We start from the raw sequence: 23718 nt of genomic DNA on the forward strand, positions 1-23718 counted from the left end.
GGAAGCCGTCGGATGCCTCGAAGAGATGCGCAGACCCGGCGGTTTTGGGGGCACATCGGGGTGCTTTCTGCTACCTCCCGGCAGGAGCGCCTCCCCAGTTATGCAGATGTGGCAAGGAGTTGACACATGAAAGTCAGGAATTTGATGATGGGCGCGGCGGCAGCCGGCCTTTTTGCCGCCGCGGCCATCCCCGCACAGGCTGCCGATATGATCGCCGAGCCGCCTCCGGCGCCGCCTGTCGCGGCTCCCATGCCGCAGGCTCCCGTGGCCTCTTGGGAAGGTGGCTATGCCGGTGTTGCGGCGGGTTACGGCTTCTCCAGCCGCACCAACGCCGACCAGGCCGGTGGCCCGAACACCAAGATCAACACCGATGGCTTCGTCGGTAACGGCTTCGCCGGTTGGAACTGGCAGTCCGGCAGCTTCGTCTATGGTGTGGAAGGCGATGTCGGCTACAACGGCATCGAGGGCCGCAACGCCGGTCTGAGCTCCAAGGGTGGCGTCGATGGCACGCTGCGTGCCCGTGTCGGCGTCGCGGCGACCGACAACGTGCTGCTCTACGCCACCGCCGGTGGTGCAGGCGGCCGCCATAAGCTGTCGGCTGGCTCCTCCTCCGATTCCCACTCGATGTGGGGTTGGACGGCCGGTGTCGGCGCCGACATGAAAGTTACCGAGAAGGCTTTCGCGCGCGTCGAGTACCGCTATACGGATCTCGGCAGCAGGACCTTCTCCGTGGGCGGCTCGGACTACGACGTCAAAACCCGCAGCAACAAGGTTCTGGTCGGCATCGGCATGCAGTTCTAGGACGACGCGCAAGCGAATGTGCGCAACGGCGTGCGCGGGAAACCGCGCGCGCCTTTTCTTTGCCGCCCTCCCGGAAAGGAGGGAGAGATGTCAGCCGCCGCGCGCCGGCGGCATGAGCACTTTCTTTCGGCTGCAGGCACGGCGGTCGACCTGCGGACAGGACCGGAACTCAAGATCCTGGGTCATGCAGATGCGCACCTCGCGCAGGTAGCGCCGGTCGCAGGTCACGGCGATGCCATCGCCGGCAAGACCCGGATTGGCGGCAAGAAAGCTTGCCTCCACCGCCTCGGGCGCCACCATGCGCGGCTCTTCCAGCCGCGTGACCTCCGCGGGGATGTTTATCCGTTCGCGTGCCCTGCGCGTCAGCGCCAGATAGTCCGCTTGCGCGAGGCCGGAGCAGGAGCCGTGTTTGCGCCATTGGTGGCCGATAAGACCCGCCGAGGGCATGATGTCGAGATATTGCCGCACCAGAAGCTCCGGCACGCGATCAGGCTGGTCGCTGCGGCAGAACTCCGGGTAGCCGTCCTCATGCTGCGGCCACAACCCGTGCACGATGAAGGCATAGGGCCGTTCCCGCCCGCACTGACGGGGATTGGCATCTGCCCCCTCGGCCGCGCAATAGCTGGGCGACCAGGAGAGCGACAGGACGTAGAAATCGAAACTGCCGGATGTCGCGCCCGGTTCCTCGGCGAAGGCAGTCCCTGCCGCCGCCAGAAGCGCCGCAGCGGCGAGGAGCCGCCTGCCTAGCGCAGCACGTGGCATGCGCTGTTGTAGACGTTCCAGCGGTCGAAGCCGGAGACGCAGAATTCCACGTTGTCGCCCAGCCCGGCGAAACCCTGTCCATATTCAATCAGATACCAGATCTGCCGGTCCTGCCCGTCGCTCAGTCGCACCGTTGCCGCGCAATAGCGCCGCTCGATGGGGCTTCTGGGCCCCGCCGGCTCGTAGCGCGTCTGGCGCACGCCCTGGAAATCGGCAATGGCGACGTCCGGCAGGTGTGGCACATGGGCCACTTGGTGGCGGAAACGGTGCGCAATGGCGCCCCTCACATTGGGGTGCCCGCAGATGGCATCGTCCATGCCGTAGGTGCCGGGCATGTCCGCCGCACCGGCAGGAGAAAGCGGCGCCATCGCCGCGATGGAAACCGCAAGACCTGCAAGAAAGGCGGATGGGCGTGCCATGAGCGAATCTCTCCCGTCTGAGCGTGAAGCGCCGCGGCGAGTTTCGACCAGCCGCCCGCCGCGGTCAAGATGCCGCATCCGTGCTTGTGTCACGGGCGCCGGCTGCGCGTGCCCGAAGGGGGCGCATCTGCCGAGACATCAATCCCATGCATGGATGGCCCAAGCATTTTTGACCGATCTGGGTCTACGCGCCGGTGTGCAAAACCGCTAACGTGCGGCCCATGAACACGCATGCCAACATCAGCATCGGCCATTCGGCCTGCCCGCACGACTGTCCTTCCACCTGCGCGCTCGACATCGAGATCGAGAACGGCCGCATCCGCCGCCTGCACGGTGCCAGGGACAACAGCTATACGGCCGGCGTCATCTGCGCCAAGGTGGCGCGTTATGCCGAGCGCGTGCACCATCCCGAGCGCCTGCTCAAGCCGCTGGTGCGCGCCGGTGCCAAGGGGGAGGGCGCCTGGAAGGAGGCGAGTTGGGAGGCAGCGCTCGACCGCGTGGCCGAAGCCTTTGTGAAGGCCGAGGAGAAGCACGGCAGCGAGACCGTCTGGCCCTATCAGTATGCCGGCACGATGGGCCTCGTGCAGCGCGATTCGATTCATCGTCTGCGCCACGCCAAACGCTATTCCCAGCAGTTCGACAGCATCTGCACCAACCCCGCCTGGACCGGCTTCGTCATGGGGGCCGGAGCGTTGCGCGGGCCGGATCCCCGCGAGATGGCAAGGGCCGATTGCGTGGTCATCTGGGGCACCAACGCGGTGACCACCCAGGTGAACGTGATGACCCACGCCGTGCGCGCGCGCAAGGAGCGCGGGGCGAAGATCGTCGTCATCGACGTTTATGAGAACGCCACCATGAAGCAGGCCGACATGGCGCTCATGGTGCGGCCGGGCACGGACGGAGCGCTTGCCTGCGCGGTGATGCATGTGCTGTTTCGCGACGGTCTTGCCGACTGGGACTATCTGGAGCGGTATACAGACGATCCACGCGGGCTCGAACGGCATCTCGCCACCCGCACGCCGGCATGGGCCGAGGCCATCACCGGGGTGCCGGCAGCCGCGATCGACGCGTTCGCGCGGCTGGTAGGCGAGACGAAACGCACCTATTTCCGCCTCGGCTACGGCTTCACGCGCAACCGCAATGGCGCAGTCAACATGCACGCCGCCCTGTCCATTGCCGCCGTGACCGGCGCCTGGAAGCACGAAGGCGGCGGCGCCTTTCATTCCAATTCCGCGATCTTCGGCCTCGACAAGTCGCTGATCGAGGGGCACGCCCTGCGCGACCCCGCCGTGCGTGCGCTGGACCAGTCGCAGATCGGCCGTGTGTTGACGGGCGATCAGGCAGCGCTTCACGGCGGCCCGCCGGTCACCGCGATGCTGATCCAGAACACCAATCCGGCCAATGTTGCGCCGGAGCAGCGGCTGGTGAAGCAGGGGTTCTTGCGCGACGACCTGTTCGTCTGCGTGCATGAGCAGTTCATGACCGACACGGCGCGCCTGGCCGATGTTGTGCTGCCGGCCACAATGTTCCTGGAGCATGACGACATCTATCGTGGCGGCGGCCACCAGCACATCCTGCTTGGGCCGAAGCTCATCGAGGCGCCGGGCGAGGCGCGGGAAAACCTCTTCGTCATCGAAGAGCTGGCGCGCCGTCTCGGCGTCGCCCATCTGCCGGGCTTCGGCCTTTCGGCGCGCGAGCATCTCGACTGGATGCTGGGCCGGCGTGGCCTCGGCACCTTCGACAGCTTCCGTCACGAGCGCTGGGCCGATGTGCAGCCGGATTTCGAGACGGCGCACTTCCTGAACGGGTTTGCCCATCCCGATGGCAGGTTCCGTTTCCGGCCGGACTGGACGGGAACTCCGGCCCCGAACCGGCCGCCGGAGTCGATCGGCCTTCAGGGCCCGCACGCGCATCTGCCGGAATTTCCCGACCATGTGGATTTCATCGAGACGGTGGACATGGAACACCCCTTCCGCCTTGTCACCGCACCGGCGCGCACCTTTCTCAATTCGAGCTTCACCGAAACGCCCGGTTCGCGAAAGCGCGAGGGCCGGCCCGAGGTAATGCTGCATCCCGAGGATGCCGCCGAGCTCGGCATTGCAGACGGCGCCCGGGTGGAGATTGGCAACAGGCGCGGCGAGGTGGTCCTGCACGCGAAGGTGTTTGAAGGCGTGCGCCGCGGCGTCGTGGTCGCCGAGGGCATCTGGCCCAACAGCGCGCATGAGCGCGGCGAGGGCATCAACGTGCTCGTCGGCGCCGACGCCATCGCCCCCTATGGCGGCGCCGCCTTTCACGACACGAAGGTTTGGGTGAGAGCGGCCTAATCCTCCCGATCTCGCGGCGGTGCTGTCGAACCGCGCACCACGAGTTCCGTGTCGATCCTCTCCCGCCGGGTCCCGCCGGAATGGTTCAGGATCGCCAGCACGGCCCGGCGGCCGATCTCGGCGATGGGCTGCCGGATCGTCGTAAGGGGAGGGGTGGAGGTGGCGCTCTCCGGCACGCCGTCGAAACCGACGACGGAGACATCGGCAGGCACCGAAAGGCCCTTTTCCTTGAGCCAGTCGAGCGCGAGGAGTGCAATCCGGTCGGATTGAGCAAGGATTGCCGTCGGTGGAGAGGGCGAGGCAAACGCCTCCTCAAGCGCCGACTGGACTGTCTCCCTGTCGCTCAAGGTCTCGAAGATCGGCACGTTGTTCGTATCGATGCCGAACGCCTCCAGCGCTTCGAAGTAGCCCTTCACGCGGTCGCGCGAGGCCGAATAGCTGGCGGCGTTCACCTGCTCCATGGTCGCCCGTCCAGACCGACCTTCGATGAACTCCATGGCGAGAACGGCGAAGCGGCGATGGCCGAGCTCGGCCAGATGGCGGGCGGCGCGGCTTGCGCCCTCGATATTGTCGATGCCGACGACCGACATGCCTTCGTCCTCGGAGCCGAAATCCAACGCCACGAAAGGAAGTTGCCGCTCGCGCGACAGCGCGATCAGCCGCTCCGCGCCTTTGAGGCAGAAAAGGATGAAACCGTCGACCAGCGCATTGTGCACGTTCCAGGCGAGCTCTTCCTCGTTCGCGGCGGAGACCAGCGAAATGCCCGTGCCGTTGGCGTCGCAGGCTTCGGTAATGCCAGCCATCAGCACCCGCGCATACGGATCTTCGAAGAAATAGGACAGCGGTTCCACCGTCGCGACGCCGATGGCGTTGACCTTGCCGGCGCTGAGCATTCGCCCCTTCGGATCCGGGCCGCGATAGCCGATGGATTTGGCCGCCTTCAGCACCCGCTCCCGAACTTCCTCCCTCACGATGTCGGGCCGGTTGAAGACATTGGAGGCCGTACCTTTGGAAACGCCCGCTGCCTTGGCCACGTCGTGCAGGGTGGGCGCCTTTCCGAAATCGATCTTCGCCATGTTTCCTCTTTCGGACGACGTGCAGGGTTTCAAGCTAGCACAAAGATTGAACCGGTTCAAATTTTGCTTGACGAGCGTTTCTGGAAGGATGTACATTATTGAACCGGTCCAAGTTTTGGACTAAATGGATTTTGAACCGGTTCAATAAGCGAGTTTGCGCTGAACGGAGCGCGACCGCCAGGGAAGGAGCGGCAAGATGCCCACGACAGCCATTTCCGCACGATTCCAACAGAAACGCGTCAGGTACGACGTTCTGGGCACGCTGATGGCGGGCTGGCGCGCCATGCGGCTCCATCGCCAGGAACGCCGGGCAATCGTCGAAATCTCTCGTCTGGACCCACGCCTCATCCGCGACATGGGTTTCGACCCGGAGCAGATTTACGAGGCGCTGGACGGCAGTTGGGACGAGGTTGATCCCACCGGATTGGGAAGGCTCCTGCCAGGCGGCGAGCGTATTTGAAGGCGGGCGGGTGGCTCACGGCGTGCGTCGCGCCAGGTCCTCCAGGTTCGCCGCTCTTTCCACCGTGGACGGGACGAGCAGGCTCATGCGTTCGCCCCAGCCGATGTCGCCGGGGGTGGGAAACACCGTCTTGCCGTCCTCCATGCGGGCCGCGCCGGAGGCGACGAGGGCCAGGGCGAGGGGATAGAGCTTGTGCTCCGCCTTCAGCACCCTTTCGGCAAGCCTTTCTTCGGTATCGTCGGCAAGGACCGGCACCGCCGCCTGGGCGACGATCGGCCCGCCATCGGTCTCCTCGGTCACGAAATGCACCGTGCAGCCGTGCACGCGCACCCCGGCCTGCAGCGCCTGGGCGTGTGGGGAAAGGCCCTTGAAGAGCGGCAGAAGCGAGGGGTGGATGTTGATCATCCGCCCTCTCCAGCGGCTCACGAACCCGGCGCTGAGCAGGCGCATGAAGCCGGCAAGGCAGACGAGTTCGGCCCCAAGCTCCTGCAGGGCCGCCTCGATGGCGGCCTCGTGGGCGGCCTTGTCGGCGTGCTCGTCGCGCGCCACGGCGCGTGCGGGAATGCCGGCGGCCCCGGCGGCGGCCAGGCCCGGCGCGTCCGCCCGGTCGCTGATGACCCCGGCGATCTCGGCCGGATAGTCGCCCTCCGCCGCCGCGCGGATGAGCGCGCCCATGTTGCTTCCGCGGCCGGAGATCAGGATCGCCACCTTCTTCCTTGCCGTCATAGGTCGAGTGCTCCCCGATAGATCACGCCATGCTGGCGGCGCGCCACGATGCCGCCCAATGTTTCCACGTGCTCGCCCGCCTGCTGCAGCACCGCTGCCACCTGCGCCGCCTGGCCGGCCGCCACCACGGCCACCATGCCGATGCCGCAGTTGAAGGTGCGCAGCATCTCCTGCGCCTGCACGCCGCCTTGCGCGGCCAGCCAGGAGAAGACCGGCGGCACCTCGATGGCCGACAGGTCGATCTCCGCCGCATAGGCCGGTGGCAGCACGCGCGGCAGGTTCTCGGGAAAGCCGCCGCCGGTGATGTGCGCCAGCGCCTTGATGCCATGCGTGTTCCTGATGGCCGAAAGCACCGGCTTCACATAAATGCGCGTGGGCTCCAGAAGAGCCTCGGCCAGCGTTCTGCCGCTGTCGAAGGGGGCGGGGTCGTCCCAGCCCAGTCCGCTTGCCGCGACGATCTTGCGCACCAGCGAGAAGCCGTTGGAATGCACGCCGGAGGAGGCGATGCCAAGGATAACGTCGCCCTCCACGATGTCGTCCGTGGGAAGCAGCCGGCCGCGTTCCGCCGCGCCCACGGCAAAGCCGGCCAGGTCGTAGTCGCCCTCGGCATACATGCCCGGCATCTCGGCCGTCTCGCCGCCGATGAGCGCGCAGCCGGCCTGCCGGCAGCCCTCGGCGATGCCGGCGATGACGGCCGCACCCTGCTCGGGATCGAGCCTGCCGGTCGCGAAATAATCGAGGAAGAACAGCGGCTCCGCCCCCTGCACCACGAGGTCGTTCACGCACATGGCGACAAGGTCCACGCCCACCGTGCCATGCCGACCCGATTCGATGGCCACCTTCAGCTTGGTGCCCACCCCGTCATTGGCCGCCACCAGCACGGGATCGGCAAATCCTGCGGCCTTGAGGTCGAACAGGCCGCCGAAACCGCCGATCTCGCCGTCTGCGCCCGGCCGGCGCGTCGCGCGCACCAGCGGCTTGATCTTCTCCACCAGCGCATTGCCCGCGTCGATGTCCACGCCGGCATCGGCATAGGAGAGCCCGTTCTTCTTCCCGCTCATCCAGACTGTCCCTTCCTGGCAGGTTTCCCGGCTATTGGCACGAAGCAGGCCGTGATCGCAAGCGGCCCGCGCCGGCGGTGGACCAAATCTTTTCCCTTGAAGCGGAAAGGGCGACCCGCCATCTATCAGGCCTTTGAGGCAGGTTCCGCGCCGCAGGCAGGGAGACGAAAGGCGTGACCATCCCCAACATCATCACACTGTTCCGGTTTCTGCTCGTGCCGGCGGTGGTGTTCGCGCTCATCACGCAGGAGGTGGACTGGGCCTTCGCGGGCTTCCTGGCTGCCGGCGTGTCCGACGCCGTCGACGGTTTCATCGCCCGCCAGTTCGACCAGCGCAGCGAACTCGGCGCCTATCTCGATCCCATCGCCGACAAGCTGCTTCTCGTCAGCGTCTTCGTGGTTCTGGGCTATATGGGGCATCTGCCGCTCTGGCTGGTGGTGGCCGCCGTCTCGCGCGATGCGCTGATCGTCGGCGGCGTGGTCCTGTCCACGGTCATGGGCAATCCCGTGCCCATGAAGCCGCTTCTCGTCTCCAAGGCCAACACGCTGGTGCAGATCCTGCTTGCCGCGCTCGTGCTGGCCAGCCTTGCCCTGTCCTTCACGCCTGGCATCGTTTATAGCGGCCTGGTGTATCTGTCGGGCCTCTTGACCGTGGCTTCCGGTGCGGCCTATCTCGTCTCCTGGATCAAGCACATGGGCGGCTATGTCGATACCGGCACCCCACAAGGACGCGACTGACCGGGCGCCGGCGCGCAACGGGCTGGCGCGTCAGATTGCCTTCTGGCTTGCCGCGGCGGGCGGCCTCGTCCTGTTTCTCTATGTGTTCAGCTCCATCCTGCTGCCCTTCCTGGCCGGCATGGTGCTCGCCTATTTCCTCGATCCGGTGGCCGACCGGCTGCAGCGGCTGGGTCTCGGCCGGCTGGCCGCCACCATCGTCATCCTGGTTGCCTTCGTGATCGCGCTCGTCCTGGCGCTCATGCTCGTCATCCCGGTGCTCAGCAACCAGCTTGTCGAGTTCGCAGCCCGCCTGCCGGACTATCTCTCCCGCCTGCAGGCGCTCATCTCCCGTCTCGATCCGGGCTGGTTCGAGGCGGCGGTGGGCGTCAACCAGCAGACCCTGCAGGAGGGGTTGAACTCTCTCCTTACCCAGGGCACCGGCTTCGTCGCCACCCTTTTCCGCTCGCTGTGGAGCTCCGGGCTGGCGCTGGTCAATCTCGTCAGCCTGTTCGTGGTCACCCCGGTCGTCGCCTTCTACATGCTGCTCGACTGGGACCGGATGATCGACAAGGTGGATGGATGGATCCCGCGCGACCATCTGGAAACGGTGCGCCAGATCGCCCGCGACATCGACACGGCGGTGGCCGGCTTCGTGCGCGGGCAGGGCACGCTGTGCCTCATCCTCGGCATTTTCTACGCCGCGGGCCTGACGGCCGTGGGGCTCAATTTCGGCCTGCTCATCGGCCTGTTCGCCGGGCTCATCAGCTTCATCCCCTATGTCGGCTCGCTGCTGGGGCTCGCCCTTTCGGTGGGCGTTGCCGTGGTGCAGTTCTGGCCGGAGTGGTACTGGGTGGCCGCCGTGGCGGTGATCTTCTTCGTCGGACAGTTCATCGAGGGGAATATCCTCCATCCGCTTCTCATGGGCCGCAGCGTCGGCCTGCATCCGGTGTGGCTGATGTTCTCGCTTTTCGCCTTCAGCTATCTGTTCGGTTTCGTAGGGCTTCTGATTGCCGTGCCGGCGGCGGCGGCGATCGCCGTCCTGGTACGCTTCGCCCTGGCCCGCTACCTCGCCTCGCCCCTTTATGGCGCGCAGGAGAGAGACGGCAGCGACGCGGCAGGCCGGCGATGACGAAGGGGCGTCCGCGGCAATTGCCGCTCGAGCTGGCGCATGAGGAAGCGCGCTCGCGCGACGATCTGGTGGTCACGCCGGCCAATGCGCGCGCTGTCGCATTGGTGGAGGGCTGGCCCGATTGGCCGTCGCCCGTTGTGGTGCTGGCAGGGCCGGCCGGCGCCGGCAAGTCGCATCTGGGCGCCATCTGGTGCGCGCGCGCCGACGCGCTGGCGGTTCCCGCCGGCCATGTCGGTGCCGATGCGTTTGCCGCTGCCGAGCGTGGCCCGGTGCTGATCGACGACGCCGATGCGCCTGGGCGCGACGAGCGGGGGCTTTTCCACCTCATCAACACGGCAAGGAGTGCAGGCCATCACCTGCTTCTCACCGCCCGGCGCTTTCCCGCCGCCTGGGGCGTGGCGCTGCCCGATCTCCTGTCGCGGCTGAAGGCGGCCGCGCTGGTGGAGATCGGCGAGCCCGACGACATGCTGCTGTCGGGCGTCATCTTCAAGCTCTTTGCCGACCGCCAGGTGGCGGTGGAGCCGCATGTGGTGCAGTTCCTGGTGCGCCGGATCGAGCGCTCGCTTTCGGCGGCACAGCAGGTGGTGGAGCGTCTCGACCGCGCCGCGCTGGAGCGCAAGGCGCGCATCACGCGCGCCCTGGCGGCGGAGGTGATCGGCGCCATGGAGGCGGGCTGAGCTCCTTTGGGGGCAGGGCGCCCGTGCGGCAAGAAAGCCGCAGCCGGGGCTTGCCCCGCCGATCGGGACGCTATAGGGAATTTTGCGCCGCGGAGCGTAGCGCAGCCTGGTAGCGCATCTGCTTTGGGAGCAGAGGGTCGCAGGTTCGAATCCTGCCGCTCCGACCAGCGCCTCCCGGGCCGGAAGGGCCGGGATGGGAAGACGTCAACAGTGTGAGGGTGGCCCAAGTGTCCGCGCGCATCTACAGCCCGTCCAGAACAGCCATGCAGTCCGGCACCGCCAAGACCGGCAAGTGGGTGCTGGAGTTCGAGCCCGAATCGCCGCGCCGCATCGACCCGCTGATGGGCTACACCAGCACCACCGATGCCAGAAGCCAGATCCGCCTGACCTTTCCCACCAAGGAGGAGGCGGTGGCCTATGCCCGGCGGCACGGCATCCCCTATCAGGTCGAGGAAGCCAAGCGGGCAAAGCGGCGCCAGGTTTCCTATGCGGACAATTTCCGCTATGACCGCAAAATTCCGTGGACGCACTGAAGCCCGCCACCCGCACCGGCCCCGTAGCTCAGCTGGATAGAGCACCGGCCTTCTAAGTGGCGGCTTTCGATGGGAAAAGCGGTGGAGGATTAGTAACTTAGGTCTTGCTGCAATGCGGTAGAACCGTGTAGCGAACCGTGTTGAGGCCCCGTAGCTCAACTGGATAGAGCAGTGGACTTCTAATCCACAGGTTGCGTGTTCGAGTCACGCCGGGGTCGCCATCAAAACTTCGTAGCTGAGGCCCAAGTTTTATTGAATGCAGTTTCAGTAGCAGCCTTTATATCAGGACCGAGCGTCACCAGGAACGATTGCTTTTTTGCAAAGCCGTTTAGGCTAGTACCCATAAGCAGCATTCCATCTTCATGAAGAATATATCGATCGTGGAGCCCGCCGTTGGGCGCCACCCTTACCTCAAGCGGTTTTGTGTGCTCCTTTTGATAAGCTGCTAAGTCGCGCCGGAATTTTGTCTCCTTTAGGACATTGACCGTAAGCAGCTTTATCGATGAAGACGCAGTGCACTCTGCGATGAAGTCAAGCGTCTTGTTCTCAATGTACGGATCACAAATTTTCAAATCACCCTTCAGCGAAGCTAAAACCTCCTCCATTCGCCGAATCTGAGACAGCGCTTGTTCAGGATCGACATAGACGGAGGACAAAGAAGCAGGTGCAACTTCTTCAAGTCCTTGCTTCATAATTCTGTAGTGGATACGGCCTTGGTAACGCTTCTTGGCAACTGTGCCTCGTTCCTTTTGTAAGATACCTGCGGCTCGCTGACGGGGAACGTGAATAGCTTCTCCGTCGCAGAGAACGTCCGCTACCTGGGATGGAGTCATATAAGCGAGTTCAGGGTCTTCGCGAACAGCTGCTAAGACCCACAATACGCGCAATCGATCATCAGCAAGACCATGGGGATCACCCAGAGCTGGGTCGCGAGCAGTAAGAAACCGAGCGACATGTGCTTTCGGAGTCATTCAGCAGCCTCTCCGACTGCTGGTGCGCTATTTGTCTTGCGGGACCTTTTTCGGGGAGTTGGCTGGGAAGTGGCTTTCTTAATCTCGCCTGAGAACTTATTCTCAATAGCGGTTCGCCCTTTCTGCGTGACATAAAACGATCCCGCAGACTTGAGATCCTCTGCGATCCATCCGTTCCTTACTGCCCAACTGAAGTCCCTCGGGAAATTGGCTGGCGCTGCCTCACCCGCCACGCGAAACCGTCCCTTAATGTCATCTCGCGTGAACAGGTCAATGCTGTCGTGGACGTAAAGGTATTCGGCTATGGCTACGATCTTGTCCGGATTGCGTTGGGCCTGCGCGTCATCAAGAAACTCACGCAACGATACACGGCGACCAGGGGAGACAGAGGGGCCAGGAGAGCCTAATGGGCCGGATGAGCGTTCTTCAGCAGAAACGCGGTTACTGGATACCGGGTGCTCTTGGCGCGGTACATTCTCATACGTACTCCCACCACCACCCAATATGATGTTGATGAGTTGCCGCGCAGTTTGACTGGAAACGCTCTTCTCAATCGAAATGCCATCACCCTTTATTGTGATGGCAAAAGTTTCTTTGGGTTCGCTTTCTTCCACAGCATCGCTCCTTCAACTGCAAGTTCATCTATGTAACTTGAAAAAGCTCCCTGTGCAAGAATTATGTATTGGTGTGTATGGACAGGTCTCAATGTCGGTTTCTTATGTATTTCGTCCGTCATGTAAGGCATTGAAAAGCAAAGCAATTATCGCATCGAAACAGAATTCTACTGGTATTGGACTAGGATGATACATATGGAATGAAGTGAAGCGCATTGCTCGTGCCGTGTGTGCGTAAGGGCGAATCAGAAAACTGTAGACGAGCGCCGGGAATACGGCTTAGTGTCAATCTGCTCGGGACAGCATGACCAACGACGGTGCAGTCCGGGACCGAGCCGGCGGGCGACACGCCAAGCCCCTTAAATCGCTTTTCAGGCCGCTTGGTCGGCCGCGTGGACCCAGCGAGCCGACGGAATAAGCCACAGAAAATCCACACTGTGCGCTGGCCGTCGGCATTTACTATGGACATTGCCATCCGGTCAGCGCCTTCCGCGAAAGGAGGCGCAGACATGCGCATTTGCTATTCTACCGATGAAGACCCCGAACTGTTCGAGCCCGATTGGGATGTCATCGCGAATGATCTTCGGAATGCGGCGGAGTACCTCTCTGATTGCGATGACGAGCATGGGATGCTGGGACTCTTCGCAATCGATTTGCTACAGGCAGCCTACTTTACGCCCGCCCTTTCTACCGAGGAACGAGCCAGGCGAATGCTCTGCCACATTCGGTGGATCACGAGCTATCTCTCAGGCTCTTCACTTCCAAAGGCAATCATGAGTCACGTGGCCTGAAGCAGCACCTGCTGCTGGTCAATGCGGCGCTGCTCTGACAGCTTTAGCTCCCGCTCAGTCATCGCCCTCGTCCAATTCCTGGAGCCGGGCCCGCAACGCCGCACGCTCCTGGTACCGATCAAGGAACCGCTCGGCGTAGGCGGCGGGGTTTACGCCCTCTGGCCACTCGTCGGGGAAGATCACCGACTGGCCGTCTTCGCCTAAGCGGACCCGGCTCCGGTCCCGCACGAGCCATGCCTGGGCCCGGAGGGCGTCCAGAAATTCGGGGTCACGAAGAAGCAACTGACGATGGGCCGCAAGCTGGCCTTCCATCCGGGCCCTCTCCTCGCGAAGCCGCTGCATTTCGCGCGTGTCGTGGTCGTACGTCATCACCGGATCTCCTTCAGCCCCTTCACGGCCCGGCCGACGTGGGCTCCCGTGCCATTGCGGTAGCGGGCTAATTCGCCCGTGCGCAGGACGATCTTTCCCCCGGCCTGCTCCACAGCCGCAATCACGTTCTGCAGCGCCTGCAACTGCTCGAAATCCTGCGCCGCGACGACCCTGGCCGCCTCGTTGCGGGCAAGCGCCACCTGCTCCTCCGTAAGCCCGGAAAGGAAGGCGGGAGCAGACAGGATCGCGTGCATGGTCGCCTTCCGGAGACATAGGTTACGGTTTATACCGGAGAGATGGTTGACACATTCTCCGGCGCGAATGGGCTTGCGCGTGGTTCGGGCCCTTGCCTTTTTCTCGGCAAGACCTGCCGCGCCATTCAGCAAGTGCGGGCGGCGTTCAGACCCTTCTCGATGTCCGCCTTCAGGTCGTCCACGTCTTCAAGACCGATTTGCAGCCGGATGACCGGCCCGGCATAGGGGCCCGTGGCGATCGTCCGGTCGCCGAGGAAGACATGGACGGCGAGGCTTTCATAGCCGCCCCAGGAATAGCCGAGGCCGAAGATTTCCAGCGCGTCGAGGAAGGCGTGAGCCGCCGGCTCGCCCCCGCCGTCGAGCACGATGGAGAAAATGCCGCTGGCGCCGGAGAAATCGCGCTTCCAGATGGCATGGCCGGGGTGCGATTCGAGCGCCGGGTGGAGAACCTGCGCCACGCCGGGTTGTCCTTCCAGCCAGCGGGCGATCTCAAGCGCACTTTCCTGGTGGCGTGCCAGCCGCACGCCCATGGTGCGCAGCCCCCTGAGCACCTGGTAGACATCGTCCGGCCCCGCGCACGCGCCAAGCGTGAGAAAGGTGTCGTAGAGCCGCTCGAAGCAGGCATCGTTGGCCGAGACCGTTCCCAGCAGCAGGTCGGAATGGCCGGCCGGATATTTCGTCGCCGCGTGGATGGAAATGTCGACCCCGTGGTCGAGCGGGCGGAAGTACAGCGGCGTCGCCCAGGTGTTGTCCATCATCACCACCGCGCCGCCCTCGTGGGCGGCGGCGGCAATGGCCGGAATGTCCTGCATCTCGAAAGTGTTGGAGCCGGGCGATTCGGTGAACACCACCTTCGTGTTGGGCTTCATCAGCCCGGTGATCTGCGCCCCGGCCAGCGGGTCGTAATATTGGACGTCCACCCCCAGCCGCTTCAGCATGGTGTCGGCAAAGCGGCGCGTCGGATGGTAGACCGAATCGACGATCAGCACATGATCGCCGGCCGACAGGAAGGCCAGAAGCGGCACGCACACGGCGGCAAGCCCGGAAGGCACGATGATCGTGCCGGCCGCCCCCTCCAGTTCGTTCATCGCCGCAGCCAGCGCATCCGTGGTCGGCGTGCCGCGCGTGCCATAGGTGTATTTCTGGTTGCGCGCGGCCATGGTGGCGGCATCGGGAAACAGCACCGTGGAGGCATGCACGACCGGCGGATTGACGAAGCCGAAGAAGTCGCGCGGGTCGTTTCCCATATGGGCAAGCCTGGTGTTGACGCCCGCTTTCTGCCGTTTCTGTCCCATCGCGTCATCCTCTTGCTTTGCCGTCCCGTGCCGGCGGGCACCCGCTCCCGCATAGAAGCTTCGCGTCGCATTCTCAACCCTGCCGGAGGGTGTGAACGGGGGCCATTCGCTCTTGACCAGCGCGGATTTATGGCATTCGATGGCGGCGTGCTTGGGAGAGGAAGCGTGCGCCCGAAGTCGTCCAGGCTGGCCGGCCAGCGTCTGCTTCCGCACAGAACCATTAGGGGATGAACCCTCAACGACAGAAAAAGGGTCAACAATCATGAACAATCTCGTCAAGGCACTGCTCGGCTCGGTCGCGATGGCCTTCGCTGCCGTTCCGGCCTCCGCAGCCACGCTCGATGATGTGAAGAGCGCGGGCCAGTTGCGCTGCGGTGTCAACACAGGCCTTCCCGGCTTCGCATCGCAGAACGACCAGGGCGAATGGCAGGGCCTGGATGTCGACTACTGCAAGGCCGTGGCCGCGGCCGTCTTCGAGGGCGACGCCAGCAAGGTGCAGTACGTGCCGCTCTCGGCGGTGCAGCGCTTCCCGGCCCTGCAGAACAACGAAGTCGACATGCTGGCGCGCAACACCACCTGGACGATGAACCGCGACACCGCGCTCGGCCTCAACTTCGTGGGTGTCAACTTCTATGACGGCCAGGGCTTCATGGTCCGCGAGGATCTGAACGTCACCTCCGCCCTGCAGCTTTCCGGCGCCACCGTGTGCGTGCAGAGCGGCACGACGACCGAGCTCAACCTGACGGACTACTTCCGCGCCAACAACATGGAGTTCAACCCGGTCGTCATCGAGTCCCAGTCGGATGTCAACGCCGCCTACGAGCAGGGCCGTTGTGACGTGCTGACGACGGATTCCTCCGGCCTTTACGCCACGCGCCTGGAGCTTGCCAACCCGGAGGAGCATGTGGTGCTCCCCGAGATCATCTCCAAGGAGCCGCTGGGTCCGGTGGTCCGCCAGGGTGACGAACAGTGGTTCGACATCGTCAAGTGGGTGCATTTCGGCCTGCTCAACGCCGAGGAGCTGGGCATTACCCAGGACAATGTCGACGAGATGTTGAACTCCGACAATCCGAACATCCGCCGGCTCTTGGGCGTCGACGGTTCGTTCGGACAGGATATCGGCCTGACCAACGACTGGATGGTCCATGTCATCAAGGCGGTCGGCAACTATGGCGAGATCTTCGATCGCAATGTCGGCCCCGATACGCCGCTTCGCATCCAGCGCGGCATGAACGAATTGTGGACCAAGGGCGGTCTGCAATACGCTCCGCCGATCCGCTGATCGCTTGAGCCGGCGCCGCGCGCGCAGACGCGGCGCCGCCCGCTTGGACCCGGGCGAGCGCGAGGGCCACACCGGCTGCCGTGCGTTCGCCGCTGCGCATGGCGGATCAAATGACGGCTGACATTCAAAGCGTTTCCGAGCCGCGCGTGTCGCTCATGCGCGACCCGCGCACGCGCGGTCTGATCATTCAGATCGTGATGATCATTGCCATCCTGGCCTTCGCCGCATGGCTGGTCAACAACACGGTGCGCAACCTGGCCCAGGCCAACATCGCCTCCGGCTTCGGCTTCCTGTCGACGCGCGCCGGCTTCGACATTGGCCAGGTGCCGATCGACTACACGGCGAACTCGAGCTATGGCCGGGCGCTGCTGGTTGGCATCACCAACACGATCATCGTGGCGGGTGCCGGCATCACGCTCGCCACCATCGTGGGCTTCATCATCGGCATCGGGCGGCTGTCGCGCAACTATCTGGTGCGCGGACTCAGCACCATCTATGTCGAGGTCTTCCGCAACATCCCGCCGCTGCTCGTGATCCTGTTCTGGTATTTCGGCGTGCTGGCGGTGCTGCCTCTGCCGCGCCAGGCCATCGAGCTGCCGTTCGGTTCCTATCTGTCGAATCGCGGGCTGCAGACGCCGGCTGCCCTGTTCGAGCCATCGGCCCTCTTCACTTTCCTGGCCATTGTGGCCGGCATTGCCGGAACGCTCGTGCTTGCGCGGGTCAACAGGCGGCACCAGATGCGCACCGGCGAGCAGCGCTCCACCCTCTGGCCTGGGCTCGGGCTGATCGTCGGGCTGCCGCTCGTCATTTTCGCGCTGTCGGGCTTTCCCGTCTCTTTCGAGTATCCCGAGGCCACGCGCTTCAACCTTGTCGGCGGCTGGAACGTGCAGCCGGAGTTTCTGGCGCTGTTTCTGGCGCTTTCCTTCTACACCGCATCCTTCATTGCCGAGATCGTGCGCGCCGGCATTCTCGCCGTCTCTTGGGGGCAGACGGAGGCGGCTTCCGCACTCGGGCTGACGCGCAGTCAGGCGCTGCGGCTGGTCATCGTGCCGCAAGCCTTTCGCGTCATCATCCCGCCGCTCACAAGCCAGTATCTCAACCTGACGAAGAACACCTCGCTGGGGCTGGCCGTGGGCTACCCGGAGCTTGTCGCCGTGGGGTCCACGGTGCTCAACCAGACCGGCCAGTCGGTGGAGGTCGTGGCGGTCTGGATGGTCGTCTATCTGGGCCTCAGCCTGGCCACCTCGGCCTTCATGAATTGGTTCAACGCGCGCATGGCGCTGGTGGAGCGATAGGAGGCGGCGATGAAGGAGCATATGACTGCCTATGTCGCCAGCGAGCAGAAGCCGGCCCTGCCGCCGCCGCCCAGCGAGGTCGGCCTTTGGGGCATCCTGCGCAGGAACCTGTTCGCCACCCCGTTCGATTCCATGTTGACGGTGGTGCTGGGCCTGTTTTCCCTCTGGGCAGCCTGGAACATCTTCCAGTGGGCCTTCCTCTCGGCGGTCTTTTCCGGCGAGAACCGCGAGGCGTGCCTGGCGCAGGAAGGGCAGGCGGTGGGTGCCTGCTGGGCGTTCGTGCACGCCAAGTTCGGCCAGTTCGTCTACGGGCTCTACCCGGTGGCCGAGCGCTGGCGCGTGGATGTGGTGATCGCGCTTCTGGTGGCGCTCGCGCTGCCGCTGGCGATTCCCGCAGCCCCCTTCAAGCGGCTCAATGCCCTGGCGCTTCTGGGCGCCTTTCCCTTCGTGGCGCTCGTGCTTCTGACGGGCGGGCATTTCACGGTCAGCGGCGGCTGGGTGGCCTTCCTGTTCGCCTCGGCGAGCCTCGTGGCCGCCGCCCTTGCAGCCGGTCAGGTCGCCGTGTCGCAGCGGCTGGTGCGCTGGGCAACGTGGCTCGCCTTGGCGGCGTTTGCCGTTCTCGTCCTCTCCAACCTCGTCTCCAGCGGGCAGGTGAGGATCATGGTCTTCCGCTTCTCCGGCCTGTCCCTTGTCGCGCTTCTGGTCGCACTCGCCTCGGTGGCGGCAAGCGCGCTGTCCACGCGCGCCGGCGGGGGGCGGGGAAACCTGATGGCCGTGCTTGCCGCGCCGCTGGCTGTTCTGGCCCTCATCGTCCTGCTTGCCGGCGATTTCGGCCTCCAGCCGGTGCCCACCAATCTTTGGGGCGGTCTTCTGGTCACGCTGGTCGTCGCCCTCATCGGCATTGCCGCCTCGCTGCCGCTCGGCATCCTGCTTGCGCTGGGGCGGCGTTCGCACCTGCCGGCGGTGAGGCTGTTCTCCATCATCTTCATCGAGTTCTGGCGCGGCGTGCCGCTGATCACCGTCCTGTTCATGTCGGCTTTCATGATTCCGCTGTTTCTGCCCGACGGTGTCACCTTCAATCAGCTCCTGCGGGCGCTCATCGGCGTCGCGCTGTTCTCCGCCGCCTACATGGCGGAGGTGGTGCGCGGCGGCCTGCAGGCGATCCCCAAGGGGCAGTATGAAGGCGCGATGGCGCTGGGCCTCGGCTATTGGCAGATGATGCGGCTCGTCATCATGCCGCAGGCGCTCAAGCTGGTGATTCCGGGCATCGTCAACACCTTCATCGGCCTGTTCAAGGACACGAGCCTGGTCTACATCATCGGCCTTGCCGATCTTTTGGGCACGGTGCGGCGCGGCTTTTCCGATCCCAACTGGATCACGCCGACCACGGCGGCCACGGGGCTTGTCTTTGCCGCCTTCGTCTACTGGCTCTTCTGCTTCGGCATGTCGCGCTATTCCATCTATACCGAACGCCGGCTTCACACCGGTCACGAACGATAACCGGCCAACGGCCGCTCAAGGGGAAAGAAGATGGCAGCCCAGAACGCGAGCGCAGTCGACCCGCAGGAAAGGAAGGTCGATCCCTCCAGGATGCAGATCTCGGAGACCGATGTGGCGATCGAGATCATCGGCATGCACAAGTGGTATGGCGAGTTTCACGTGCTGCGCGACATCAATCTCAAGGTCATGCGCGGCGAGCGGATCGTCGTTTGCGGCCCTTCCGGCTCGGGCAAATCCACCATGATCCGCTGCATCAACCGGCTGGAGGAACACCAGAAGGGCAAGATCATCGTCGATGGCATCGAGCTTACCAATGATCTTAAGAAGATCGACGAGGTGCGCCGCGAGGTCGGCATGGTCTTCCAGCATTTCAACCTGTTCCCGCATCTCACCATTCTCGAAAACTGCACGCTGGCTCCCATCTGGGTGCGCAAGATGCCGAGGCGCGAGGCCGAGGAGATCGCCATGCACTATCTGGAGCGCGTGAAGATCCCCGAGCAGGCCAGCAAGTATCCGGGCCAGCTTTCCGGCGGCCAGCAGCAGCGCGTAGCGATTGCCCGCGCCCTGTGCATGAACCCGCGCATCATGCTGTTCGACGAGCCGACCTCCGCGCTCGATCCCGAGATGATCAAGGAGGTGCTCGACACCATGGTGGATCTGGCGCAGGAAGGCATGACCATGATCTGCGTCACCCACGAGATGGGCTTTGCCCGGCAGGTCGCAAATCGGGTGATCTTCATGGATCAGGGGCAGATCGTGGAGCAGAACACGCCCGCCGAGTTCTTCGACAACCCGCAGCACGAGCGAACCAAGCTGTTCCTGTCGCAGATCCTGCACTGACGGCGGAGCTATCGCCTGCCGGCGGCGTCGTGGCCATAGAGCCAGTCGAGGTCGGCGGCAAGGCTTTCTCCGCTGCGCAGCCGAAAGAGCAGGTTGCGGGCAAGCGCGGTCACGCCGCCTGCGTGCCAGGCCAGGCGGTTGAGATCGCCGCGCCGGGCAACCCGGGCAAGTCGCGGCTTGCGCAGGCGCTCGAAGGTCGCAAGCGCCGTTGCCTGTTCCTCTGCCGCCAGGCAGTGCGCAAGAGCCGCCGCATCCTCGATCGCCATGGCGGCGCCCTGGGCGGCATGGGGGGTGAGCGCGTGGGCCGCGTCGCCGATCAGCACCAGCCGTCCATTCATGGTCCAGCGTCCGCCTTGCGGGACTTCGTTGAGCGGCCAGGCCGTCCAGTCTCCGGCCATCCCGACGAGGCGCGACAGGGCGGGGGCTGCGCCGCGCACCGCCTGCGCCGGATGGGACGCATCGGCCGGTGTCGCCCAGCCGCGCGGGGTCTGCGCGCCGCGCGTCACCAGCACCAGATTGAACGCCGCCCCGCCGCGCAAGGGATAGGCGATCAGGTGAAATCGCGGGGAAAGAAAGGCGGTGACGGCATCGCCGGCCAGCGTGCGCGCCGCCGCTTCGCCCGCTTCCACGACCGTGCGGAAGGCGACATAGCCGGTAAAGCGGCTCGCCGGACCGCCGGCGAGGGCGCGCAGGCGCGACCACACGCCATCCGCGCCGATCAGCAGGTCGCAGGCCGTCTCGCGGCGCCGCCCGCCGGCATCCTCCAGCACAAGCATGGCCCCCTCCGGTGTGAGCTCCGCATTGGCCACCTCCGTGCCGAGTTCCAGCCGGATGGCCGCCGTCGTGCGCACCTGTGCGATGAGGGCGGCCTGCAGGTCCGCCCGGTGAACCACCAGATAGGGCGCGCCCCAGCGTCGTTCCGCGGCCGCACCCAAGGGCATCCGCGCAAGCTGCCTCAGGCTTGCCGCATCCGTGAGGACCACGCCCGAGGGCCGCACCGCCGCCGCGTTCAGCCGTTCAACCACGCCGAGGCGGGCAAGGATGCGCGTCGCATTGGGCGAAAGCTGCAGGCCGGCGCCCACCTCTTCCAGCCGCTCGGCGCGCTCATGGATGGTGACCGTGAAGCCCCCTGCCGCCAGGCACAGCCCGGCCGCAAGTCCGGCGATCCCGCCGCCGGCAATCGCGATGCTGCGGCTGTCCACGGGCTTCGCAGCGCTTCAGACGGTTTCCCCGTGGTAGCGGCAGCCCACCGGCACCGTCTCGTCCGCCTTCAGCGCCGCATTGTAGCGATAGAGCGTTGAGCAATAGGGGCAGACGCGCTCCTCGTCATCGCCCATGTCGAGAAAGACATGCGGGTGGTCGTTCGGCGGAACGGCGCCCATGCACATGAATTCCTTGACGCCGATCTCGATGGTGCGATGGCCGTCGGTGTTGTGGAAATGCGGCGTTTCCTGGCCCGCCATTTCATCTCTCCCGCAGTGACCCTACATTGTGGCTGCGTTTGGAGCATAAATCCTTTCTTGGCAACCCCGTGATATGAAACTGTCGCAAAACCCTGTCAGGACATAATATCGTGGGGGCGAACGGTCGCCGGAGGAAAACGAGTCGAGAAAGCGGACGATGAACGAGCTGAAGCCGGTCAAGAGCGAGTTTCCGACCCAGCAGGGGACGACGGGCGAGATCAAGCGTTTCGGGCCCGACCGCTTCGTCAATCGCGAATTTTCCTGGCTTCAGTTCAACAGGCGGGTGCTCGAAGAGTCGCAGAACACCAGCCACCCGCTTCTGGAGCGCCTGCGCTTCCTGTCCATTTCGGCGGACAATCTGGACGAGTTCTTCATGGTGCGTGTGGCCGGTCTTGCAGGCCAGGTGCGGGAGGGCATCGTCACCCGCAGCGCCGATGGCCGCACGCCGGAGGAGCAGCTCGTGCATGTGCTGCGCGAGGTCAGCCGCCTGCAGGTGGAGCAGCACGCCAGTCTCACCCGTCTGCTTGAGCTTCTCAAGAAGGAAGGCATCGAGATCGTGCGCCCGGAGGCCCTGAACCGGGATGACAGGAAATGGGTGGAGGAGCAGTTTCTGGAATCCATCTATCCCGTGCTCACGCCCCTTTCCATCGACCCCGCTCACCCCTTCCCCTTCATTCCCAATCTGGGCTTCTCCATCGCGCTCGACCTGCAGCACCTGGGCAACAAGGAGAGCATGACGGCGCTTCTGCGCCTGCCGGTGGCCCTGCAGCGCTTCATCGCCCTGCCTACGCGGGGCAAGAGCGCCCGCTTCATCGCGCTTGAGGATGTGGTGGAGATGTTCATCGCCAAGCTGTTCCCCGGCTACAAGGTGAATGGCTCGGGCACCTTCCGCATCATCCGCGACAGCGACATCGAGGTGGAGGAGGAGGCCGAAGACCTCGTGCGCCTGTTCGAGACGGCGCTGAAGCGCCGGCGTCGCGGCTCTGTGATCCGCATCGAGTTTGAAAGCTCCATGCCGGAGGGCCTGCGCGATTTCGTGGCCACGGAGCTCGGCGTGCCATCCTCGCGGATCAGCGTGCTCGACGGGCCGCTGGCCATCAGCCAGATTTCCGAGATCGTCAAGCTGCCGCGCGACGATCTCAAGTTCCGGCCCTACAATCCGCGCTTTCCCGAGCGCATCCGCGACCATGGCGGCGACTGCTTCGCCGCCATCCGCGAGAAGGACATCGTCATCCACCACCCCTATGAGAGCTTCGATGTGGTGGTGCAGTTCCTGCGTCAGGCCGCCGCCGACCCGGATGTGCTGGCCATCAAGCAGACGCTCTACCGCACCTCGAACGACAGTCCCATCGTGCGCGCTCTGATCGACGCCTCCGAGGCCGGCAAATCGGTGACGGCGCTGGTGGAGCTGAAGGCGCGCTTCGACGAGGAGGCCAACATCCGCTGGGCGCGCGATCTGGAGCGCGCCGGCGTGCAGGTGGTCTTCGGCTTCATCGAGCTGAAGACGCATGCCAAGATGTCGCTTGTGGTGCGGCGCGAGGGCAGGGGCCTGCGCAACTATGTGCATCTGGGCACCGGCAACTATCACCCGATCACGGCCCGCATCTACACCGACCTTTCCTACTTCACGGTCGATCCGGTCATCGCCTACGACGTGGCCAAGGTCTTCAACTTCATCACCGGCTATGCCGAGCCGGACGTGAACATGCGGCTTGCCGTCTCGCCCTTCACCCTGAGAAACCGCATTCTGGAGCACATCCAGGCAGAGATGGAACATGCCAAGGCCGGCCGGCCGGCGCAGATCTGGATGAAGATGAACGCGCTTGTCGATCCCGCGATCATCGACGCGCTCTACGAGGCGGGTCGCGCCGGCGTCGAGATTGACCTCGTGGTGCGTGGCATCTGCTGCCTGCGCCCACAGGTGCCGGGCCTTTCGGAAAACATCCGCGTGAAGTCCATCGTCGGCCGCTTCCTGGAGCACAGCCGCATCTATTGCTTCGGCAATGGCCACGGCCTGCCCTCCGACGAGGCCATCGTCTATATCTCCTCGGCCGATCTGATGCCGCGCAATCTCGACCGCCGGGTGGAGACGATGGTGCCCATCACCAATCCCACCGTGCATGAGCAGGTTCTGGGTCAGATCATGCTGGGAAACATCATGGACAACCAGCAGAGTTTCGAAGTATTGCCTGACGGGACTTCCAGGCGCCTGGCGCCGGAGGAAGGAGAGGAAGCCTTCAACGCTCAGGAATATTTCATGACCAATCCCAGCCTGTCCGGCCGTGGCGTGGCGCTGAAGTCCCATGCGCCCAAGCGGATAGCCGCCTTCAAGCGGCGCAAGAAGGCCATCGCCGGCTGAA

At 64.6% G+C, this 23718-nt stretch carries 25 protein-coding genes and 2 tRNA genes; 15 read left to right on the forward strand and 12 right to left on the reverse strand.

Going from position 1 to position 23718, the window contains the following annotated elements; genetic code table 11:
• The first annotated feature begins 126 nt into the window (after positions 1-126).
• Positions 127-801, forward strand: a complete 675-nt coding sequence (locus tag NYR58_RS11390) for an outer membrane protein (protein WP_261520833.1) — start codon at positions 127-129, stop codon at positions 799-801.
• A gap of 90 nt (positions 802-891) precedes the next feature.
• On the opposite strand, the gene NYR58_RS11395 is transcribed toward NYR58_RS11390, so the two are convergent.
• Together NYR58_RS11395 and NYR58_RS11400 are read right to left on the reverse strand one after the other, a co-directional pair.
• The gene (locus tag NYR58_RS11395) at positions 892-1563 is read right to left on the reverse strand and encodes a ribonuclease T2 (RefSeq protein WP_261520834.1); all 672 of its coding nucleotides are present in this window, start codon (positions 1561-1563) and stop codon (positions 892-894) included.
• Positions 1545-1982, reverse strand: a complete 438-nt coding sequence (locus NYR58_RS11400; RefSeq protein ID WP_261520840.1) for a hypothetical protein — start codon at positions 1980-1982, stop codon at positions 1545-1547. Before NYR58_RS11400 ends, NYR58_RS11395 begins: the two co-directional genes overlap by 19 nt.
• A gap of 221 nt (positions 1983-2203) precedes the next feature.
• Between NYR58_RS11400 and NYR58_RS11405 the strand changes: the two genes are divergently transcribed.
• Positions 2204-4306 carry a molybdopterin-containing oxidoreductase family protein gene (locus tag NYR58_RS11405; protein WP_261520842.1) on the forward strand — a complete coding sequence of 701 codons (2103 nt, stop codon included), beginning with the start codon at positions 2204-2206 and terminating at the stop codon, positions 4304-4306.
• On the opposite strand, the gene NYR58_RS11410 is transcribed toward NYR58_RS11405, so the two are convergent.
• The gene (locus NYR58_RS11410) at positions 4303-5382 is read right to left on the reverse strand and encodes a LacI family DNA-binding transcriptional regulator (RefSeq protein WP_261520850.1); all 1080 of its coding nucleotides are present in this window, start codon (positions 5380-5382) and stop codon (positions 4303-4305) included. The two genes, NYR58_RS11405 and NYR58_RS11410, sit on opposite strands and share 4 nt — an antisense overlap.
• A gap of 196 nt (positions 5383-5578) precedes the next feature.
• Between NYR58_RS11410 and NYR58_RS11415 the strand changes: the two genes are divergently transcribed.
• A complete protein-coding gene (locus NYR58_RS11415; protein WP_261520853.1) occupies positions 5579-5842 on the forward strand; it encodes a DUF1127 domain-containing protein in 264 nt (87 codons plus the stop codon).
• A 15-nt stretch (positions 5843-5857) separates the two neighbouring features.
• Here the strand turns inward: NYR58_RS11415 and purN are convergent, their stop codons facing one another.
• Positions 5858-6568 (reverse strand): phosphoribosylglycinamide formyltransferase, encoded by a 711-nt coding sequence (gene purN, locus NYR58_RS11420; RefSeq protein WP_261520854.1) that lies wholly within the window; start codon positions 6566-6568, stop codon positions 5858-5860.
• The gene (gene purM / locus NYR58_RS11425) at positions 6565-7629 is read right to left on the reverse strand and encodes a phosphoribosylformylglycinamidine cyclo-ligase (RefSeq protein ID WP_261520855.1); all 1065 of its coding nucleotides are present in this window, start codon (positions 7627-7629) and stop codon (positions 6565-6567) included. The genes purN and purM overlap by 4 nt, the downstream gene beginning before the upstream one ends.
• 173 nt (positions 7630-7802) lie before the next feature.
• Between purM and NYR58_RS11430 the strand changes: the two genes are divergently transcribed.
• The 6 genes from NYR58_RS11430 to NYR58_RS11455 all read left to right on the forward strand — a co-directional run bounded on the left by NYR58_RS11430 (position 7803) and on the right by NYR58_RS11455 (position 10905).
• Positions 7803-8366 (forward strand): CDP-alcohol phosphatidyltransferase family protein, encoded by a 564-nt coding sequence (locus NYR58_RS11430; protein WP_261520857.1) that lies wholly within the window; start codon positions 7803-7805, stop codon positions 8364-8366.
• A complete protein-coding gene (locus NYR58_RS11435) occupies positions 8332-9474 on the forward strand; it encodes an AI-2E family transporter (RefSeq protein WP_261520859.1) in 1143 nt (380 codons plus the stop codon). Before NYR58_RS11430 ends, NYR58_RS11435 begins: the two co-directional genes overlap by 35 nt.
• On the forward strand, positions 9471-10151 hold the full coding sequence (gene hdaA / locus NYR58_RS11440; protein WP_261520861.1) for a DnaA regulatory inactivator HdaA: 681 nt from the start codon (positions 9471-9473) through the stop codon (positions 10149-10151). Before NYR58_RS11435 ends, hdaA begins: the two co-directional genes overlap by 4 nt.
• A 90-nt stretch (positions 10152-10241) precedes the next feature.
• Positions 10242-10318, forward strand: a tRNA-Pro gene (locus NYR58_RS11445).
• Positions 10319-10378: 60 nt separating this feature from the next.
• Complete coding sequence (locus NYR58_RS11450) at positions 10379-10684, forward strand: ETC complex I subunit (RefSeq protein WP_261520863.1); 306 nt, start codon at positions 10379-10381, stop codon at positions 10682-10684.
• Between the two features lie 144 nt (positions 10685-10828).
• Positions 10829-10905 (forward strand) — tRNA-Arg (locus NYR58_RS11455).
• Here the strand turns inward: NYR58_RS11455 and NYR58_RS11460 are convergent.
• Together NYR58_RS11460 and NYR58_RS11465 are read right to left on the reverse strand one after the other, a co-directional pair.
• Entirely contained in the window at positions 10906-11655 is a 750-nt protein-coding gene (locus tag NYR58_RS11460) for a hypothetical protein (RefSeq protein ID WP_261520865.1), read from the reverse strand. It lies immediately after the preceding tRNA gene.
• A complete protein-coding gene (locus tag NYR58_RS11465; protein ID WP_261520868.1) occupies positions 11652-12269 on the reverse strand; it encodes a hypothetical protein in 618 nt (205 codons plus the stop codon). The genes NYR58_RS11460 and NYR58_RS11465 overlap by 4 nt, the downstream gene beginning before the upstream one ends.
• A gap of 509 nt (positions 12270-12778) precedes the next feature.
• Between NYR58_RS11465 and NYR58_RS11470 the strand changes: the two genes are divergently transcribed.
• Positions 12779-13060, forward strand: coding sequence for a hypothetical protein (locus NYR58_RS11470; RefSeq protein ID WP_261520869.1), 282 nt, complete (start codon positions 12779-12781; stop codon positions 13058-13060).
• A 54-nt stretch (positions 13061-13114) separates the two neighbouring features.
• Here NYR58_RS11470 and NYR58_RS11475 read toward each other — a convergent pair whose 3' ends face one another.
• The 3 genes from NYR58_RS11475 to NYR58_RS11485 form a co-directional block, all read right to left on the reverse strand.
• On the reverse strand, positions 13115-13429 hold the full coding sequence (locus tag NYR58_RS11475; protein WP_261520870.1) for a hypothetical protein: 315 nt from the start codon (positions 13427-13429) through the stop codon (positions 13115-13117).
• Positions 13429-13683: a hypothetical protein gene (locus NYR58_RS11480; protein WP_261520871.1), complete on the reverse strand. Its 255-nt coding sequence runs from the start codon at positions 13681-13683 to the stop codon at positions 13429-13431. The genes NYR58_RS11475 and NYR58_RS11480 overlap by 1 nt, the downstream gene beginning before the upstream one ends.
• 125 nt (positions 13684-13808) lie before the next feature.
• Entirely contained in the window at positions 13809-14978 is a 1170-nt protein-coding gene (locus tag NYR58_RS11485; RefSeq protein WP_261520872.1) for a cystathionine beta-lyase, read from the reverse strand.
• Between the two features lie 259 nt (positions 14979-15237).
• Here NYR58_RS11485 and NYR58_RS11490 point away from each other — a divergent pair, with 259 nt between their 5' ends.
• From NYR58_RS11490 to NYR58_RS11505, 4 genes are all read left to right on the forward strand, one after another.
• On the forward strand, positions 15238-16260 hold the full coding sequence (locus NYR58_RS11490; RefSeq protein ID WP_378074574.1) for an amino acid ABC transporter substrate-binding protein: 1023 nt from the start codon (positions 15238-15240) through the stop codon (positions 16258-16260).
• Between the two features lie 110 nt (positions 16261-16370).
• Complete coding sequence (locus NYR58_RS11495) at positions 16371-17555, forward strand: amino acid ABC transporter permease (protein ID WP_261520874.1); 1185 nt, start codon at positions 16371-16373, stop codon at positions 17553-17555.
• Between the two features lie 9 nt (positions 17556-17564).
• Complete coding sequence (locus NYR58_RS11500) at positions 17565-19055, forward strand: amino acid ABC transporter permease (RefSeq protein ID WP_261520875.1); 1491 nt, start codon at positions 17565-17567, stop codon at positions 19053-19055.
• A 30-nt stretch (positions 19056-19085) separates the two neighbouring features.
• Positions 19086-19895: an amino acid ABC transporter ATP-binding protein gene (locus tag NYR58_RS11505; protein ID WP_315903335.1), complete on the forward strand. Its 810-nt coding sequence runs from the start codon at positions 19086-19088 to the stop codon at positions 19893-19895.
• 8 nt (positions 19896-19903) lie between these two features.
• On the opposite strand, the gene NYR58_RS11510 is transcribed toward NYR58_RS11505, so the two are convergent.
• Together NYR58_RS11510 and NYR58_RS11515 are read right to left on the reverse strand one after the other, a co-directional pair.
• Positions 19904-21097: an FAD-dependent monooxygenase gene (locus tag NYR58_RS11510; protein ID WP_261520876.1), complete on the reverse strand. Its 1194-nt coding sequence runs from the start codon at positions 21095-21097 to the stop codon at positions 19904-19906.
• Positions 21098-21112: 15 nt separating this feature from the next.
• Positions 21113-21358 carry a zinc-finger domain-containing protein gene (locus NYR58_RS11515; RefSeq protein WP_261520884.1) on the reverse strand — a complete coding sequence of 82 codons (246 nt, stop codon included), beginning with the start codon at positions 21356-21358 and terminating at the stop codon, positions 21113-21115.
• A gap of 157 nt (positions 21359-21515) precedes the next feature.
• On the opposite strand from NYR58_RS11515, the gene NYR58_RS11520 reads away from it, so the two are divergent.
• Entirely contained in the window at positions 21516-23717 is a 2202-nt protein-coding gene (locus NYR58_RS11520) for an RNA degradosome polyphosphate kinase (protein WP_261520885.1), read from the forward strand.
• Position 23718: the final 1 nt, after the last annotated feature.

The sequence above is a fragment of the Chelativorans intermedius genome, from assembly GCF_025398255.1.
Classification (GTDB): Bacteria; Pseudomonadota; Alphaproteobacteria; order Rhizobiales; family Rhizobiaceae; genus Chelativorans; species Chelativorans intermedius.